Genomic DNA, 17,717 nt, shown 5'->3' on the forward strand with positions numbered 1-17,717 from the left:
CCTACCTTAATTTATCTTTTATTCTTTTTTGATATTTTTTCCCTACTTGTTTTATTGCTCCATAAGGTGCTTCAATAATATTTTTTATTGATATAAAATTTTTCTTTATATTACTTAGTTCTTTATTATCATCAGATAATTTTTGTGACATAATTTCTTTCATATCCTTTTTTATCCATTGATCACCATTAACCATTACTCTATTTCTCATAGATTCATAATTCGGTGTGTCTATTTCCGGTATAAGTCCTAGCGTCATTAATGCATGAGAATTAAAACAATGCGGAGATAAACACATATGACCTATCGGTTTAAAAACTATAGGCTTTGATAAATCTCTGTAAATGTTCTGAGAATAAAAAGATTTATAACACTGTTTTGCTTCTCCTGTTGCTAAATTTAAAAACAATGCCCAATCTCCTGCATAACAAAATTCTTTTCGCTTTATATTAAATGTAGAATATTTAAATCTAAACATATTTGAATCAAATTCTTTATTCCATACATTATAAAAATCTTTATCACTTAAAGATGTTAATTTTTTCATTTTTGAAGTTCTTTCATCGCGAGGAATTGTAATATGACATAATGCTCCAAAATTTTTAATACACAATTCTTTTATTTGCGGGATTTGACCTATCAATGAATCATCAGGCACCATCTCAATGGTAACAGACGCCTTACTCTTTATCACTCTTTTTACATTTTCTATATAGGTATTCAATAATCCACTTCTGATCAATTCCGCATAATGAAATGAACACTTAAATTCTAACTTTGACAATATATCGTCATCAAACTGTAATATTTCATTAATTCTATTTGATAATGTCATATTAGTAACCAATTCCACATAATGCCCTTCTGTTAGAATCTCTTTCAATATATCTATAACTTCATGAGGTAATAATGTTTCTCCCTCTCCACAAAAATTAAATAAACATACGCCACCTAATCTGTCTTTTGATAATGCTTTTCTAATATATTTAGCATCATATTTAAATAGTGGCATTTTATTTGTTTTTCTTCCACTTATATGAGGAACATAACAATACTCACATTTCAAATTACATGCTGTGACTGGAATTAAACAATTAATGAATCTTTTCATAGCCTAAATACATATTCCTTTCTGCTAAAATTTAATTATTAATTTTTATTTAGCATACCATTCATAATAGCTTGTGCTAAATTATCATAATATTTTATAATATTTGTATTATTATACACACGCGGTTCTTCTATCATTTTCTTAAAATTAATCTCCGATATTTCATTTTTATCCTTTATAAGTTTAACAGTAGAAATATCTTTAATAAACTCATATACTCCACTAACCTTTTTACTTGAATTATCAAGTGCTATACATGGAGTACCAGAGATAATACTCATAATCATACCATGTAATCTATCTGTAACTACAAATCCTGAGTGTGAAATAAGTTCTATCAATTTTAATAACTCTTTTTCTCTATTTTCTTTTGTTACTCGCAAATGCCTTATTACAGTGTCACTTTTATTAACTTTATATGTACACTCTAATTTTTCCTCTATTTTTTCTATTTCAGCTGTTTTTTCTTTATCATTTCTCTCTATAACTAAGCATGATTTTTGATTATATTTTCGTCCCAGATTATTTGTAAAATTTAAGAACAATACTATATCAGGAACTAATAACAACTTATTTTCTGGCAATAATTTCCTGTTTATAGCAAAATTATAAGAATTCATTTCTCTTAAACACATAATTAAATTTTTATTCTTCATTAATATTTTTTTAAATTTATCAATCTCTCTTTCTTCGCATTCCTTAAAAAAAATAGTTTGAGGAAAAATAATCATTTGATTTTCGGAAAATGATTTTATTATGTTAACTATATGATTATGTTCATTTTTCCATAATGAACCAATCGAGCCTCCTCCAGTAATGATGATAACATCCTCTTTGTTTATATATTTTTTTATTTTTCTTTTATTCCCCCTATATGAATTTTTACTTATCTCTATAACATCACAATCAAAATACTTCTTTATAAATGCTTCTTCTGCATAAACAATTGCTTGATCTCCCATATTACCATGCTCTGGTACCCCCATTATTATAAATCTTTTATTTTTTTTAATACTTTTGAGTTTTTTTAATTCTTCATCAGAAAGGGAATGCCAATAATCAACAATCAAATGAAATGGAATTTTTATAGAATAAGGAATTAAATCTAACAAACTGTTAATAAACATATACATCTCCTTTTTAATTTAAAAAATTTTTAATTTTAGCAAGTAATTCATATAATTTAGCAAAATATCCACATACTAAAAACTGTATTTTTCTTGCAAAAGACAGTTTTTTATTTATTATAATTGCCTTTTTATATTTTTTTATCACATCCTGTATTGTCATTTGATATATTCTTAGTTCTTTACTATTCCCAATTATTGCTTTATCTAAAAAACTTATATAATATCTTATATATCCTACCATAATATCATTTATATTGTTTGGAAATCTTCTTTTGCTATCATTCATAACAAAACCTATGGCATCTAAAACCTCTGCTGATTTAGAATTAAATATTGCATTAGTAATTGAATCTTTTCTTTGCCTATAAACATATCCACTTTGCCAAATAAAATATACCTTTTCAGACTTTAAAAATACTTTATAAATTGTAATAATATCCTCAAAATGCTTACCTATAGGAAATTCTACATTTTGAAACAATTCTTTTTTGAATATTTTATTAGGTGCATAGAATTGATAAAATTGAGGATACATCAAATTTACAATAGCTTCATTTTTGTTATAGATATCAATCCCATTTTTTCCTCTCTTTATAATACGCTTATCTATTTCTAAGTCAAAATTACAGCACACAATTTGTGCATTCTTCTCCAATACAATTTTCATCATATCTGAATACATATTTTCATATATCCAATCATCACTATCTACAAACCCTAAATATTGTCCCTGTGCTTGTGCTATTCCAAAATTTCTAGTTGCAGCAAGTCCTTCGTTTTCTCTATGAAAAACTCTTATATTACTATATTTCTCTCCGAAATAATCACAAATTTCTCCACTATTATCTGTCGAACCATCATCTATCAAAAGTATTTCAATATTTAAATACTTTTGATTTATTATAGAATTACAACATTCCTCTAAATAATCTTGCACATTATACACTGGAACAATTATGCTCAAAAGAGGTAATTTTTCATTTTTTATATATATTTCCATTATAATATCCTTCCATTTAAATCTAATTACAATATGGCACTCCAAAAACTATAATTTTGAATTTGATCCATTCCTGTGAAATATGATCTTACAAAATCAGCTGTAAAAACAATTATAACAGCTGTATAAATTATAATTTTATATTTCTTTATTTTATTAGCAATCATAGGAACAAATATCATTGAATTAATACTAAACAGCCAATATACTCTATTATGTTCTGGAATATACGGTGCATTAATAGCGATTATAAGGCTAAATAATTGCATCCATAAATTTAATGAATAAACCTTGTCATTTAATTTGAATATAAACTGTATAAGTAATCCTAATCCTAATATGACAAATGAAATTACAACAAAACTAATAGTAACTGAATGATAATATTTACGAGTTTTTAAATAATACAATAATTTTTCTGATTTCATAAATTTTGAAAAGAAATTCCAAAATATTGGAAAGAAAAATGTACATAAACTTAAAATTACAGTGGACTTCTTTATATCACATTTTATATTATACAAAAAATATAACGGAATATATACTAATGCCATTATATGAAATGTAGAAGCAATCATTATAAAAATAATATATGGAATAAATTTTTTTGAATATATAAATTTAAATGCAAGTAGAACTATTCCAATTGATATAAACTGTCTTATCCCATTAAACATATGAAAATAATTATAACTTAAAAAGAAAATTAAAATACTCATGCCTATATCTTCAGAATTTTTTATTATATATACATAAAAAATCAGCCATGATATTGTTCCTGTAATAAATATTATAGCAAAGAAATTATCAGTAATACCCGCTACTAAATTATTAAATAATAAATATCCCGCTTCTGCATTATCTGCATATATCTGATATGATCCATTCAGTGAATGTTGAAATATCCTATAATATGTAATTCCTGTATCCGTTCCAACACTTATATTTCTAAATGCTATCAAAACCCACATCGGAATAAATATTAATACAAAATATATTATTTTTTTATCATATGTAATTTTACCATTTATAAATGACAGCTTAAACTGCATTTGTTTTCTGTTAATTTTAAAAATATAGCAGAAAAATAAAGTAATAAATAACACTCCTAAATAATATATTAATGACATTTCTTACCTCTTTTCTTTAACATCTTATATGTCTGTAAATATGGAAAATGCTTAATACCAATTGTTTTTTTTAAGAAACCTATTTTCCATCCAGAATTCACTAACCCATTTTTAAAATTTTTTATATTATTATCACAAATTAATTTTGAAACATATTCATCATAATATGGCAAATTTCCTAATAATTTTAAACATTTCAAATCTGGATTTACTGCCAATTGAATAAATCTATCAATAGGAACATTAGATTCTAATAAATCAGGCGCAAATATATTATTTGAAAATATTTGTATATAATATAATGCGCCTTTCTGTATTTCCCTTATTTTTTTATAATCCTCTGTATCAAATTCCGATTTTTTTAGAACAGGAATAATTTTTTCATCTGATTCTTTGTCATAATTATACCCTACAGTTGTTCCATGATAAGGCATAAACATTGTTTCATATAATATTGTTCCTGCTTCAAGTTCATTATCCCTATCTGTTATAAATCCATATGATTCATCTTGATAAGAGCTTTCTCTTTTCCCAAAATAAATTCCTATTTTTTTTGATTGTGGAAATATATTATTTAAACTGTGCTGCATTGATCCTTTCCATCCAATATCAACTAATGCACTATTGTTATCAAAATAATCTAGTTTGTTTAAATAATCTTTTAACATATTTTTCCCTGTCTCGGAATTATTCCATAATATAGGCATAACATTTTCTATAACCGATGTGACATTTTTATTATTTATTAAACTTTCTTTCTCAACTCCATACCGTTTTAAAACATCCTCATAAGCATTAATTTCTAAATTCCATTTGTCAAAAAACCTCTCAATTGTTTCATCCACTCGAGGTTCTGTCATCTCTAACAATTGTTTTACAGACATATCTGGTTTAACAGCAGCTACTCTTACTGGTTTTCTCGAAATATAAAGATATATATTTTTCCCTGATTTTCCCATAAATGTTTCATAGCATTCTCTAATAAATAATCCCTCTCGCGCAAGAAAAAATAATTTATCAATATTTTTCTTTACTTTAATATCTTGTAACCAATTACAAAACTGAAACATGACTGGACCTAAATATATATATCCTAATTTATAATATTCATTATTTTGATATGGGAAATAATTATAACCTATTCTATCATATATGTTTTGTTTGGGAGTTAAATTGCTTATTTTATTACATTTATAATGTATCGCCCTTATTCCTGATTTAATAGCCATTAAAAAATCGCTTTTTATATTATCCCCAATATGAATAATATCTTTATTTTTTACACCTAACTCATTTTGAACAATTTTATATAACTTTCCCGTAGATTTTCTTGCTCTATACTCAGAGGAAATAAATATATTATTAATATTTTTATAACCACATTGTATTAAAATACTCATGATATTTTCAGTTGATAAATACATATCGCTAATAACTATAATTTTTTTATTTTCATTTATGCAATAGTTATATATTTCTTTTATTTCCTTATTTGGAACTATATTATCTAATTCAATTTTTAATTCCATTTCTTTTAATTGTTGCTTTACATTTAAATATTGATCATTTATACACGCATAAATTTCATTCAGATTTATTTCTTGATACTTACTTATTTCATATGCTAATTTCTGTGCCATTATTCTGTCTTTAACAAAATCACATTTAGGTGAAATCCATCCATTCTCTTTAGCAACTTTTTCTACTAAAGAAAAAATCATTTCTGGTTTATTTACATTTCTATACACAAGCGTATCAAATACATCAAATGAAACATATTTATATTTTTTTATAATATTCAACTTATTTTTTATATTCATTTTTATCCCTTAAGATATATATCTTATTTTTGATATAATATCATTTAAATTTCTTTAATTTCATCCCCAAAAATCTTGCAGTCATGTTGGGAATATATTCCACTGCTACTTTCCAATTTTTATCTTCTATAATTCTTTTCAATATATATTTAGCCATACCAGCACCAGCATTATTAGTACCATATGTATTCATATATGGCTCGGCTCTATAGAACTCTCCTGTATCCTGATATCTTTTGTATAAAGACTTGAAATTAAAATCATGCGAATGAAATACTTGTGATTCAGCACAATACTTAATCCTGTAATCATTCATAATTAACTTATGTGCTATATATTGATCCTCATTTGATGCAAATCTCTTTCCGTCATAATAATTTAGTTTTTCAAATACATCTCTTTTTATCGCTGATGAAGCATCTGAAAAGAAAAAAGTATTAAGTCCTAATTTTTCTATATCATCTTTTGTTTTAACAAAAGAGACATTTCCATAATTCTTTTCTCTAGTGTATTTTTCAATATTATTTTTTTCTGCAAGCTGCCGAGAATATGCTGCATCACATTCTCCTAATTCAATATCTTTTGTAAGATAATAAAGCCAATCATCTCTTACAATCTTTATATCCTGAGATATAAAGACGATTATATCAGCTTTACATGTCTTTGCCATCATCTCCCTTGTGGCAGAATGCGAAAAATCTTTAGGTTCAATCTCTACATACTGAGCATTAATCCTTTTTAAAATTGCTTCACTATTATCTTTTGACCTTGTAAGAACAAATTTTATTTCATGTAAATCAATATTATTTTGTTTCTGAATTGATTGATATAAAGGTTCAATATACTTTTCCGCATTAAATAATGGACAAATAATATCTATATTCACTCTTTCACCTTCCTATTGTGCCCCGCTTCCCTTCAACACTGAACTAAATGTCTTAAATATAATCTTAATATCCAGCCACAGGCTCTGATGCTCAACATAATACATTTCCATCTTCTGTCTCTCGCCACTTTCATATGTAGCATTATTTCTCGCATATGCCTGCCAGTATCCTGTTAGCCCCGGCTGTACACTTAAAAGCTTGGCTGTATCCTTTCCATATATTTCAATTTCCTTTTCTACAATTGGACGAGGTCCTACTATAGATATATCACCTTTAAGAATATTGATAAGCTGTGGCAGCTCATCGAGGCTTGATTTCCTTATGAAATTCCCCACCTTTGTTATTCTCGGATCATTGTCTATCTTAAATTCTGTTCTGTATTGTAACAGCTGCTCCGGTGTCAATATTTTTTCTATATCAACATCAATATTTTTCATACTTCTGAATTTATATACGCATATTTTCTTTCCGTTTTTTCCTATTCTTATATGACCATAAAAAGGATTACTTCCATCCTCAGCAATTACACATATCATAATAATTAAGAATACTGGTGATAATATAATCAATCCTATTGCAGATAACACAATATCAAATGTTCTTTTTATTATAAGATATATATGTCTGCCAAATGTTTTTTCTACTTTATATACGCTTTCATCATACTGATAAGGAACTTTGTTCTCAAGTATTTCACTAATGGCACCTATCTGTTCATCAATTTCTAATTGTTTCATAATATGCTTCGGATGATATACTACACATCTTCCCATTGCCATAACAAAACGCTTTATATCTCCCTTCATACTTTTGTCATATGGCATATCATAACTCTCTGAAGTTGCTGCTATCTGCTCATATTCTTTAGGACGAAAACTCCATTCTCCTATCAAACCTGGTTTTATAGTAAGTTTTCTTTTTTGTAAAGGAATATAGTTCATGTATTCCACTACCGATGGTGATTGGGGACCTATAATCCCTATATCCCCACACAATAAATTATAAGCCACTGGAAGTTTATCTAAGTGTAGCCTGAACAATATTCTACCAGTTACCATATATGGATTCTTACCGTTATTCATACAATCCTGTGCATTCATTTTCATCGTACGGAATCTATATTGCAGATACTTTCGTCCATTCCTGCCGATTCTGACACTTGAAATTATTATCTTACCTGGCGATTCAATTAACATTCCAATTCCAACGAATGGAATTAATATTAATGTCAGCACACATCCTATAAGACCTGCAATAACCTCAATAGTTCTCCTTATAATCACCTGATAAAACATCATGTTCTTAGATGACATATAGCTTATTGTAGCATAGGAACCTATCTTTTTAAATTGTTTATACCCATCACACAATTCATATTCTCTTAATCTGACATGAACATTTTTACCTATGCTCTGTAATGTTGATATAATCTCTGAACTCAGCTGATCATCTATATCGTTTGCCGATAATAATACTGAGTCAGCCTCTCTTTCCTCAATAGCCTGAATATATGTATCTTTATCTGCTATAACATCTACACCATAATAATCATTGCCTATTTGATTACTATCAGTTAGTACAATGCCGACTATTTTATAGTTATCATCATTTTTCAGTCCTGACATTGTCTCTTCAATGTACCATGAATCGCTTATTACCACAACCCGTTCCTGATATCTGTCACTTGCATATGCAACTCGTAATATTCTCTTTAGCACCTGTCTTCCCATTAACATGACCGGACATGATACAACTATAAATATAAGCATCATAGACCTCGAATAATTAGCGCTGTTTTTCAAAAAGAACAACACAACCATAACGAGAACTGATATATAAACAATTGTTTTTACGGTTTCGATTACCTCTTTTGTTATATTTCTACTTATGAAATCAATATTCTTCATAAAAATCAGATTAATCAGAATATACATTATCGAAATCAATAAAAATAATATTATATAATCACTCCTGTGAATATTATTTTCTCCTTCTATCCAGTTAAACTTAACTAAATATGCCATGCAAAACGATATTATCAGTGTTACCACATCCACAATGTACATAAAATACATGGCTGTTTTCTTTGAACTATTCATAATTCATCCTTTATGTAATTATCTATTAAATATGTTTATTCCTCATATCAATATACACAACTACGGAGCCAAAATCCTCCAAGAAGAAAGGTATTCTCTCTACCCCTCCCAACGAAATTCAGCTCCGTACAGGTTATTCCTCGCTCTTAACTTTCTTCACCGTATTTTCCATAATATTTGCCGTAATACTTGCCATAGTATCTGCCGTAATATGAATTACCAGCCATATCAACCTTATTAAGAACGCATCCAAGAATCTTGCAGCCTACAAGGTCAAGCTGTTCTTTGGATTTCCTTGCGAACTTGTAGCTTATATCTCCTGCACCTATTACAAGTATTCCGCCATCACAGAACTTAGACATAACAGCGGCATCGATAACACTTCCTATTGGTGGTGTATCAACTATTATCATGTCAAATGTCTCTCTTGCACTTTCAATCAGTTCAGCAAATCTGTCATTTCCAACCAGTTCACTTGGGTTAGGAGGAACAGGACCTGCGAATATCATGCAGAAATTAGGCTCATCACTTACGCTTATAACATCTGTAAGTTCATTTTTTCCTGAAAGGTAATGAGTAAGACCATATTTAATCTTACCTTTTCTCCATCTGTTCTTCATAACTGATTTTCTTGTATCAGCATCTATAAGAAGTGTCTTCATTCCGTTCTGCGCAAATGACATTGCTAACTCAAATGATACTGTACTCTTACCTTCTCCTGGTGTTGTACTTGTTATGAATATTACCTTATTATTATCTCCTGAGAACTCTATGTTTGTTCGTAACATTTTATATGCTTCCCTTGTTCTGAAATCAAGATAACTTTTCTTTACTGAAAACTCCTGCATTTTTATTCCTCCACGCTTTCTTTAGCACCATTACTTTTCTTCTTATTCTCAAGTTCAGATGCCTTAAAGCTTCTTCCCTTATCATCATTCATAGTGATATCGGTTTTTGAACCACCTTTTGAAGGTACTGGTACTCTTCTCTTACCCTGATTACTATTCTGTCCTTCATTAACAGGGATAAGTGCCAGTGTACTGAGTCCAAGGTATCTCTCAATATCTTCAGAAGTCTTGATTGTATCATCAAGAAGATGCTGTATGATAATAACTGCTGCTGATATTACAATACCCACAAGAACACCTATTATAGTCCACTTAGGAATTGAAGGTGATACTGGTTCATCAGGAAGATTAGCCTGATCAACAACATTTACCGCTTCAATATCCATAACTTCTGTTATATGCTTGGCTGCCAGATCTCTGACTGAATTGGCTATCTTCTGTGCCTGTTCAGGTTCTGGATCTGTAACTGTAATTGCTATAATTCTTGTATCTGTAGCATTAGATGCTGATACTCTTTTAACAAGACTTTCGTATGTTTCATCAAGCTTAAGATCGTTAATAACACCTTCTATAACATATCTGCTTGTAACAAGCTGCTCATAATCTTTTGAAAGTGTTGATGATAACTGTACATCACTATAAGTAACTGATCCGCTTGCATTCTGCTTGTTAAGAATATATACCTTTGTTGTTGACTCATACTGTGGTGTAATAACAAAGAAGCTGTACATAAACGCAACCGATCCACACACTAAAGCTGCCACAACAATAATCCATAATCTGTGAATTAATACTCCAAATATTTCACGGAGGTCTATTTCAATGTTCTCTGTCTCTTTACTTTTTTCCTGCATTATATAATCTCCTTAATCTTATTCTGACATTCTATAAAAGCCTGTCCATGGCATTGCCATATAATATATCATCAACATACTGTTCATTATATTTTTTATACAGCATGTCGGCACATTCCTGAATCTTAGGTGTACGGCTGCCTTCACATCGGTGTGAATCAGTTCCGACATAATCAACTATCTGCTCACTAAGCAGTTTCTGTAGAAATTTCTTTATATCCTTGCCTATATCACCAAGTATGCTTGATGCATTAACCTGAATTTCTACACCCATATTCTTGATTTCACGCACATTTTCAATATCATCTACCATACATCCATACCGCTCAACATGCGCAATAATTGGCTGATAGCCTTCACTCATTATCTCATCTAATGAATTACGTATATACTGATATGGATCAGATGGCATAAATTCAACAAGTACATAATCTGTCCCATTCATCCTGCTGATGCGTCCGCTGTCAACACCTTCACATAATTCATCATGATACAGGATTTCATTTCCCTGATATAACTTTATTCCTAAATTACATTCATCTGCTGCTTCCTGTACCTCATCAATAAGCGCACTTACCTTCTCTGGTGAAGCATTGTGATGTCCGCTTTTAAAATGTGGTGTCGCAATAATATGCGTTATCCCCTCATTATGTGCGATTTCCAGCATCTTTAATGTCTCAGACATATCCCTTGAGCCATCATCTATTCCCGGAAGGATATGGCAATGAACATCTACGATATAATCCGCTGCCTTTTTCTTCTTTCCAAATAACATACTATTCCCTGTACTTTGTGATTCTTCTTATTTATAATAGGTTAACTTTAAATAAGCCTTAAATATCTTAACAATGTGCAATAGTAATGTCAACCAAACTGTAAAAAATTTAAGAATTTTGGCAAATCAGGGCAAAAAAAATCCCCCGGTGGGACATTACATGTCCGTCCAGGGGATTTCTAATGTGTTATAAATCTCACATCGGCTGCTTTCTATACTCATCATTCCTGCTGATTGCAAGATTAGCAAACAAATCTTGCGAATCACATCCTTTACTATAGTATGCCGTTAACATATTTGCTGTTATTGACTTACCGAACCGTCTTGGTCTGCTGTTACATACATACCCTTGTAATGTGTTCATTATCTTGTTAGTATATTCCAGCAATCCCGTTTTATCTATATATATTTCAGAATTGATTGCAACTTCAAATGCACTGTTGTCAGGATTGACAAATACCCCAATACGCAGCCTCCTTACTTCCTACCCAATCAGTTCATAACTCTCATTAATTTCCCCAGCCTTAATCTGAGCCAGTCTCTCCGCAATCCTGCTCTTAACCAGCTCGGCTACCTCTTTTTTCTTAAGCTCACCATACTCTGAATAAAGAATAGGCTTTAAGAAATGTACCTGTGTATCTACTCTTTCAAATGTATTGCTGTTCATGGATTTATACGAATCAAAAAGTGCTACAGGAACAATAGGCGTCTTCGACTGTAAACTGCATGAAAAACAGCCTGCCTGAAATTCCTGAAGTTCATTCTTATTGTCAGTGTAACCCCCCTCAGGAAATATAAGGAAATTCCTTCCTGACCTGACCTGTCTGGTAACATCCATAATAGCCCTTACCTTGTCACGGTTATTATCAAGATCAATAACAACTGCATCAATAAGACCACATACCTGACGGCTCATAAGTCTTTCAGCCTGCTTCTTTCCCCAGAGGACACCACACGGCTTATCCTGTGCAAGAATAATTCCCAGCGCATCATATTTCCCCTGATGATTAGGATACATTATGTAATTGCTGTCCGTTGGAATATTCTCTCTGCCATATACCCTTGTTCTCGTTCTGGCATGTCTTCTCATGTAGTCAATAATCCACTTGGCATATACAAATCTTTCTTTCTCTGAATAGCGGTTCTTGTTGGCAATCATCTTATTAGCTTTAGGTACAGCATGAAGCACCATGCGCCAGCTTGATATAACAGTACATTTGAAACGCAGATTAAACATTATAACCCCTCATCTTTCTATATAATACCTGCTACAGATGCAAAATATTTTTCAAAATCACCACGAATAAGTGCATATCCTGCCTCATTCGGATGCATCCCATCCTTACTATAATATGCCTTCATGTCATCAAGTGCAAGAAAGCTTTCACGAAGACTTAATATTTCACAGCCATTTTCCTTGGCGACAGCTCTCATTATGTCGCCATATTCTGCATACTCGTACTGCATCTGCTGAACTGAGTTCACATATTCTGACATAACTTCCCTGCTGATTCCGCTTTCAAGCAGATGTGAAAGATACACTTCAATAGCAATCGGAGGTGCAATTACTGCTGTTACTGCTGCTCCCTTTTCCTGCAACAAATATATCATATCCTCATAATTCTTCTTAAAATCCTGTGGGGCAACTCTGTGCCTGTGTTCATAGTCACATTTGCCCTCACATATCGACTTCCAGTCATAGTCGCAGTCGTTACCGCCACATTCAAGAAATGCCACATCAGGTACCGGATAACTTGACATTACCTGTGTAAGCCACATTTTTACTCTCTCTGATGTGAATGTCGGCATTGCAAAATTTAAAAACTTCATATTATATTGTGCCTGCATTTTCTCAAAACCGATTGCATCTGAGCTGTGATAATTCCACACTTCATCCGGCATAACCCCGCGCATAAGCGAGTCGCCAAACATGTAATATGTTTTCATAACCCGCCTCTTATCTTAAATTAGGAGCCGGAAGAGGATTCTCTGGTGTAACTGCATCCCAGTAATTGTTCATAAGCTTCTCTAATGCTCTCTGTGGAATCATTGGCTGCGAAGCATAATCAATCATATCCTGAGGGATATCTTCACCTTTTCCCATAACCTTACCGATTTCTGTATATCTCTTAAGATATTCATTAATCTGATTTACCATTGGTGGAATTGCAAACATTTCACTCTGCGGACAAAGGAGAGCCTGATATCTGCCCTTGCCATAGATAAAATTAAATTCCTTGATAAGTGCATCATATATCTCCTGAGTCCTTCCGTATCCACATGATGATATAACATAGAACTTCTTGCCGCTTACATCATAACGGAATTCGTGGAACGCATTATCTCCGATATCTCTTACCTTGCCATTGTAAGTCTCCATAAGTGGCATGATTCTGTCAACAAATGTTTTCATTGGACCTGGCATGCCAAAGAAATACAGTGGAAAACTGTATATTATCACATCTGCATTCATGAATTTAACATGAACATCCTGCATAACATCATTGATAACGCACTGTCCCGCTGTCTTTCCCCAACAGCTCATGCATCCCATACATGGCTTAATATCCATATCTTTAACTGTAAGAAGCTCAATTTCAGCTTCCGGATTAGTCTCCTTAAGTCCTTTAAGAACCGCATTTGTCATCTGCATAGTATTACTCTTAGGTCCTTTAGGACTTCCGTTTACTACCAAAACCTTCATTATTAATCCTCCTTGTTTTCCGCAGGAAAATCCGAGCCTCTCTGGCGAGGAGAGGATTTATCCTCCATAAACTTCTCAAATGCTTTAAACTGTTTTCTCATCGTGTCATATCCATACTGATAGCACTGAAGAAGTTTTTCATTATTATTCTCAAAGTGTCTTATCATCTGCTCCTCCGGACGGATAACAAAGACCTTTCCCTCTTTCACAAGCTTTTTCATGAACTTATCCTGCCTGTCATAAGCCTGCCTTCTGTGTGCCATAGCATCACAAAGTTCCGGATATTTCTTGTAGCTCCACTCTATAAGCTTCTTTACCTTAGAATAATCTGTAGGCTTAGAACCCTCCGGCTTGGTAAGTACAACAACAATCTTATCGCACCCCTTCTCAACTGCTCTTTCAAGCGGTATCGAATCGATAATACTTCCATCAAGATAATGATAGCCGTCAATTTCAACAGGTTCACATATAAATGGCACAGAGCAGCTTGCCATCTGACACTTCAAGAATTCATCCTTCGTCTTAAAATTCCCTTTATACTCAGCCTTTCCAGTCTCGCAATTAACAACAACACTCTCACACTCTGTCTTAGATGCGAAAAATGTGTCAAAATCATAAGGAATATCTTTAAGAGCATATTCGGCTACCAGCATTTCAAGATTAAGAATCTTCTTATTCTCGAAAAGCTGTCCGACTCCATAATAGCTTTCAGCATTTTCATGGGTAATTATCTTTTTCGTTCTTCCTTCCTGTCTGGAAACATAGTTTACCGCATTACCTGCCCCCGCAGACACTCCTATAACATAGTCATAATAAATGTCCTTCTTAAGCATGTAATCAAGCACTCCGGCTGAGAAAATACCTCTCATAGCCCCGCCTTCCAGCACAAGTCCTGTCTTTACTTCACTCATAGGTGACCTCTATTTAGCGTTAGCTTCTACATAATCAACAATATCTTTAACAGTTTCAAGCTTGGCATCAGAACTGAATCTGATCTTAAACTCATCCTCAACAGTAATAGCCAGTAACATCATATTAAGAGAATCAACTCCTAAATCTGTTGCAAGAACACTGTCCATTGTAATAGTTGCCGGGTCGCACTGTGGCATAACCCTTCCAAAAATTTCCTTTAACTTCTCAAATACCATGATAAAATCTCCTTTTGATTTATTTTATGAAATCCGGTGGGGTGTGTTGGCAATCGGACGGTACGCGGTTTTGGAAAGGCTCGCTCCAAAAACACGCTTCCGCTCGGCTACTGACGCAGCGGACACTAAGCTCGTTCTGGCTTTTGATGAGGGATGCCGCGAGCAAGCTCCCGCATCCCTCATCAAAATCCCGAACTCCCTAAGTGCCGGCGTCCTCCGACGGTTTTTTCCGCAAGCCTTTTCAAAACCACGTACCTGCGACTGACACCTCCCAGATTATAATCAACTAAAACTGTATGGTCGCCAGCCTTCAGCTGTCTGCCCACCGTCGCCTACGCCCCTACCCACCGGGCGACCCCTCCGCAGGAGGCAGCCCGGAAGGCTGTGGCTGACGCAGGGGCTGCGAGCTGGGTGGGATGCGGACGGCGTGTGAGTGTGTAGTAGTTTGAAACCGTTGGAGGACGCCGGCACTTGGTAAGCTGGAGCAGTTGGCACTTCGTGCCAACAAACTCCAGCGAACCTAGTACCGTTGCGTCCGGATACGAGCGAAAGCGTGTTTCAAAATGCTACACACCCACACAACGCCCGCGTCACACCCAGCCGCAGCCCCGTTCGTCCTGTCACTACCTTCCGGGCACCACCACAACCTTACGCCTGATTCCTCAAAATCTTCATTGCGCCATTTCTCTTAAAATCTTCTGTACGCACCTTAAGCTTAAGCACTCTCTTGAATGGTGGGAGTTCCTTATTAACCTCATTAACAGTTTCCTGCAATCTGTTCTGGATTTCTTCCTCAGATGCACCCTCTAATTCAGGCATATATGGAATAATCTCAACACCGATAACAGTGTTTCCATTCATTTCCATCTCCTGTACAAGACAATCCTTTACAAGCGACTGCTTGTAGAACAATTCCTCTATCTCTTCTGGCGATACATTTTCACCATTAGGAAGAATGATAAGATTCTTGATACGACCTGTTATGTATATCCAGTCATTATCATCAAACTCAACAAGGTCACCTGTCTTAAACCATCCGTCTTCTAATACTTCTGCTGTATGCTCAGGATCCTTGTAATATTCCTTCATTACATTATCACCCTTAATCCAGAGTTCTCCTTCAACAACCTTAACCTGCTGTTCTGGATAAATGTGTCCCATAGATTCAGGCTTCTTATCTGTATCGCAATTGCCTGATGTCAGGTTAGCACACTCTGTAAGTCCATAACCCGCGCATAATGTAATTCCTAATTCACGGCACTCTGCCATCTGTCTTGGAGGAACAGGTGCAGCTCCGCACATGATAAGCTCAAGATCTCCTAAGAATGCTCTTCCCTTAAGCCTGGCAATGTTAAGGATAATCTCAACAAGACCAGGAACAAGTACAAGCGTTGTAGGTCTTACAACAGGAATATCACCGATACCGGCTCTCATATCAACACATGTATATATAAGCGAACCTGTATACAATTTAGCCATATATCCCATAATTGCCCCAAATATGTGTGAAAGAGGAAGCATAGCTATATATCTCTTATGGAGAATACTTCCCGGTCCAAATACTCCATTAAATGAGCCCCTCATAATAGAACCGTGGCTGTGAACTGCACCCTTAGGCGCTCCTGTAGTTCCACCTGTAAAGAAAATGGCTGCTGTAGTATCCTTTTCAACATCTGCAAATGCACTTTCTGTCTCACCAATAGAAGTGCTTGGCCATGTCTTACAAGGAAGATTAGCTGTAACCTCTGTAAATTCCTTGCCAACGAACATACCAGCAAGGTCAAACTTCATGCTGATTCCTGCAAGTGCCTTATCGTTAAGTGCATTAGGAAGCATAATAAGTACATGTCCAGCCGCTGGAATTGCAAGGAAAAGCTCCATTGCATCTAAATCGTTCTTTGCAAGTACTGCTATGTTAGAACCCTTCTCAAGTCCTAATGAATTAATAAATGTAACTCTCTTAGCAACTCTTGAAACAAGCTCCTCATATGTATATGTAGTAACCTTGTCACTTATGGCTGGATAATCAGAATATTGCTTCTTAATAAATTCAAGAAACTTTGGAATAGTTGGAATATATTCCAAAGTAGCCATTTCATCAGTATCTACCATGTTATAAAAATAATTATTCATGCTTTGCTCCTTATTTTACTTTATTGAAATCCGGTGGGGTGTGTTGGCAATCAGACGGTACGCGGTTTTGAAAAAGCC

The 17,717-nt window shown here is 33.3% G+C and carries 16 protein-coding genes and 1 pseudogene; all 17 read right to left on the reverse strand.

Going from position 1 to position 17,717, the window contains the following annotated elements; all coding sequences use genetic code 11:
* Position 1: 1 nt before the first annotated feature.
* Positions 2-1,111: a radical SAM protein gene (locus EUBELI_RS11775; protein ID WP_041688926.1), complete on the reverse strand. Its 1,110-nt coding sequence runs from the start codon at positions 1,109-1,111 to the stop codon at positions 2-4.
* Between the two features lie 38 nt (positions 1,112-1,149).
* Complete coding sequence (locus tag EUBELI_RS11780) at positions 1,150-2,238, reverse strand: polysaccharide pyruvyl transferase family protein (protein ID WP_049777988.1); 1,089 nt, start codon at positions 2,236-2,238, stop codon at positions 1,150-1,152.
* A gap of 13 nt (positions 2,239-2,251) precedes the next feature.
* Positions 2,252-3,241: a glycosyltransferase family 2 protein gene (locus EUBELI_RS11785; protein ID WP_012740587.1), complete on the reverse strand. Its 990-nt coding sequence runs from the start codon at positions 3,239-3,241 to the stop codon at positions 2,252-2,254.
* Positions 3,242-3,267: 26 nt separating this feature from the next.
* Positions 3,268-4,371, reverse strand: a complete 1,104-nt coding sequence (locus EUBELI_RS11790) for an EpsG family protein (protein ID WP_012740588.1) — start codon at positions 4,369-4,371, stop codon at positions 3,268-3,270.
* Positions 4,362-6,191 (reverse strand): HAD family hydrolase, encoded by a 1,830-nt coding sequence (locus tag EUBELI_RS11795; RefSeq protein ID WP_012740589.1) that lies wholly within the window; start codon positions 6,189-6,191, stop codon positions 4,362-4,364. The genes EUBELI_RS11790 and EUBELI_RS11795 overlap by 10 nt, the downstream gene beginning before the upstream one ends.
* Before the next feature lie 40 nt (positions 6,192-6,231).
* Positions 6,232-7,077: a glycosyltransferase family 2 protein gene (locus tag EUBELI_RS11800; RefSeq protein ID WP_012740590.1), complete on the reverse strand. Its 846-nt coding sequence runs from the start codon at positions 7,075-7,077 to the stop codon at positions 6,232-6,234.
* A 12-nt stretch (positions 7,078-7,089) separates the two neighbouring features.
* The gene (locus EUBELI_RS14090; RefSeq protein WP_012740591.1) at positions 7,090-9,177 is read right to left on the reverse strand and encodes a sugar transferase; all 2,088 of its coding nucleotides are present in this window, start codon (positions 9,175-9,177) and stop codon (positions 7,090-7,092) included.
* Positions 9,178-9,323: 146 nt separating this feature from the next.
* A complete protein-coding gene (locus EUBELI_RS11810) occupies positions 9,324-10,025 on the reverse strand; it encodes a CpsD/CapB family tyrosine-protein kinase (RefSeq protein ID WP_012740592.1) in 702 nt (233 codons plus the stop codon).
* A 2-nt stretch (positions 10,026-10,027) separates the two neighbouring features.
* The gene (locus EUBELI_RS11815) at positions 10,028-10,879 is read right to left on the reverse strand and encodes a YveK family protein (protein WP_012740593.1); all 852 of its coding nucleotides are present in this window, start codon (positions 10,877-10,879) and stop codon (positions 10,028-10,030) included.
* A 31-nt stretch (positions 10,880-10,910) separates the two neighbouring features.
* A complete protein-coding gene (locus EUBELI_RS11820; RefSeq protein ID WP_012740594.1) occupies positions 10,911-11,654 on the reverse strand; it encodes a CpsB/CapC family capsule biosynthesis tyrosine phosphatase in 744 nt (247 codons plus the stop codon).
* A 208-nt stretch (positions 11,655-11,862) separates the two neighbouring features.
* Positions 11,863-12,120: pseudogene (locus tag EUBELI_RS14095) on the reverse strand (AAA family ATPase); the annotation flags it as partial.
* Positions 12,121-12,138: 18 nt separating this feature from the next.
* A complete protein-coding gene (locus EUBELI_RS11825) occupies positions 12,139-12,891 on the reverse strand; it encodes a lysophospholipid acyltransferase family protein (RefSeq protein ID WP_228003391.1) in 753 nt (250 codons plus the stop codon).
* Between the two features lie 17 nt (positions 12,892-12,908).
* On the reverse strand, positions 12,909-13,601 hold the full coding sequence (locus tag EUBELI_RS11830) for an SGNH/GDSL hydrolase family protein (RefSeq protein ID WP_012740597.1): 693 nt from the start codon (positions 13,599-13,601) through the stop codon (positions 12,909-12,911).
* Between the two features lie 10 nt (positions 13,602-13,611).
* Positions 13,612-14,358, reverse strand: coding sequence for a flavodoxin family protein (locus tag EUBELI_RS11835; protein ID WP_012740598.1), 747 nt, complete (start codon positions 14,356-14,358; stop codon positions 13,612-13,614).
* Between the two features lie 2 nt (positions 14,359-14,360).
* Positions 14,361-15,269 (reverse strand): patatin-like phospholipase family protein, encoded by a 909-nt coding sequence (locus tag EUBELI_RS11840; protein WP_012740599.1) that lies wholly within the window; start codon positions 15,267-15,269, stop codon positions 14,361-14,363.
* A gap of 9 nt (positions 15,270-15,278) precedes the next feature.
* Positions 15,279-15,506: an acyl carrier protein gene (locus EUBELI_RS11845; protein ID WP_012740600.1), complete on the reverse strand. Its 228-nt coding sequence runs from the start codon at positions 15,504-15,506 to the stop codon at positions 15,279-15,281.
* Positions 15,507-16,154: 648 nt separating this feature from the next.
* Positions 16,155-17,639 (reverse strand): class I adenylate-forming enzyme family protein, encoded by a 1,485-nt coding sequence (locus EUBELI_RS11850; RefSeq protein ID WP_041688927.1) that lies wholly within the window; start codon positions 17,637-17,639, stop codon positions 16,155-16,157.
* Between the last annotated feature and the right edge of the window lie 78 nt (positions 17,640-17,717).

Source organism: [Eubacterium] eligens ATCC 27750, assembly GCF_000146185.1.
Taxonomy (GTDB): domain Bacteria; phylum Bacillota; class Clostridia; order Lachnospirales; family Lachnospiraceae; genus Lachnospira; species Lachnospira eligens.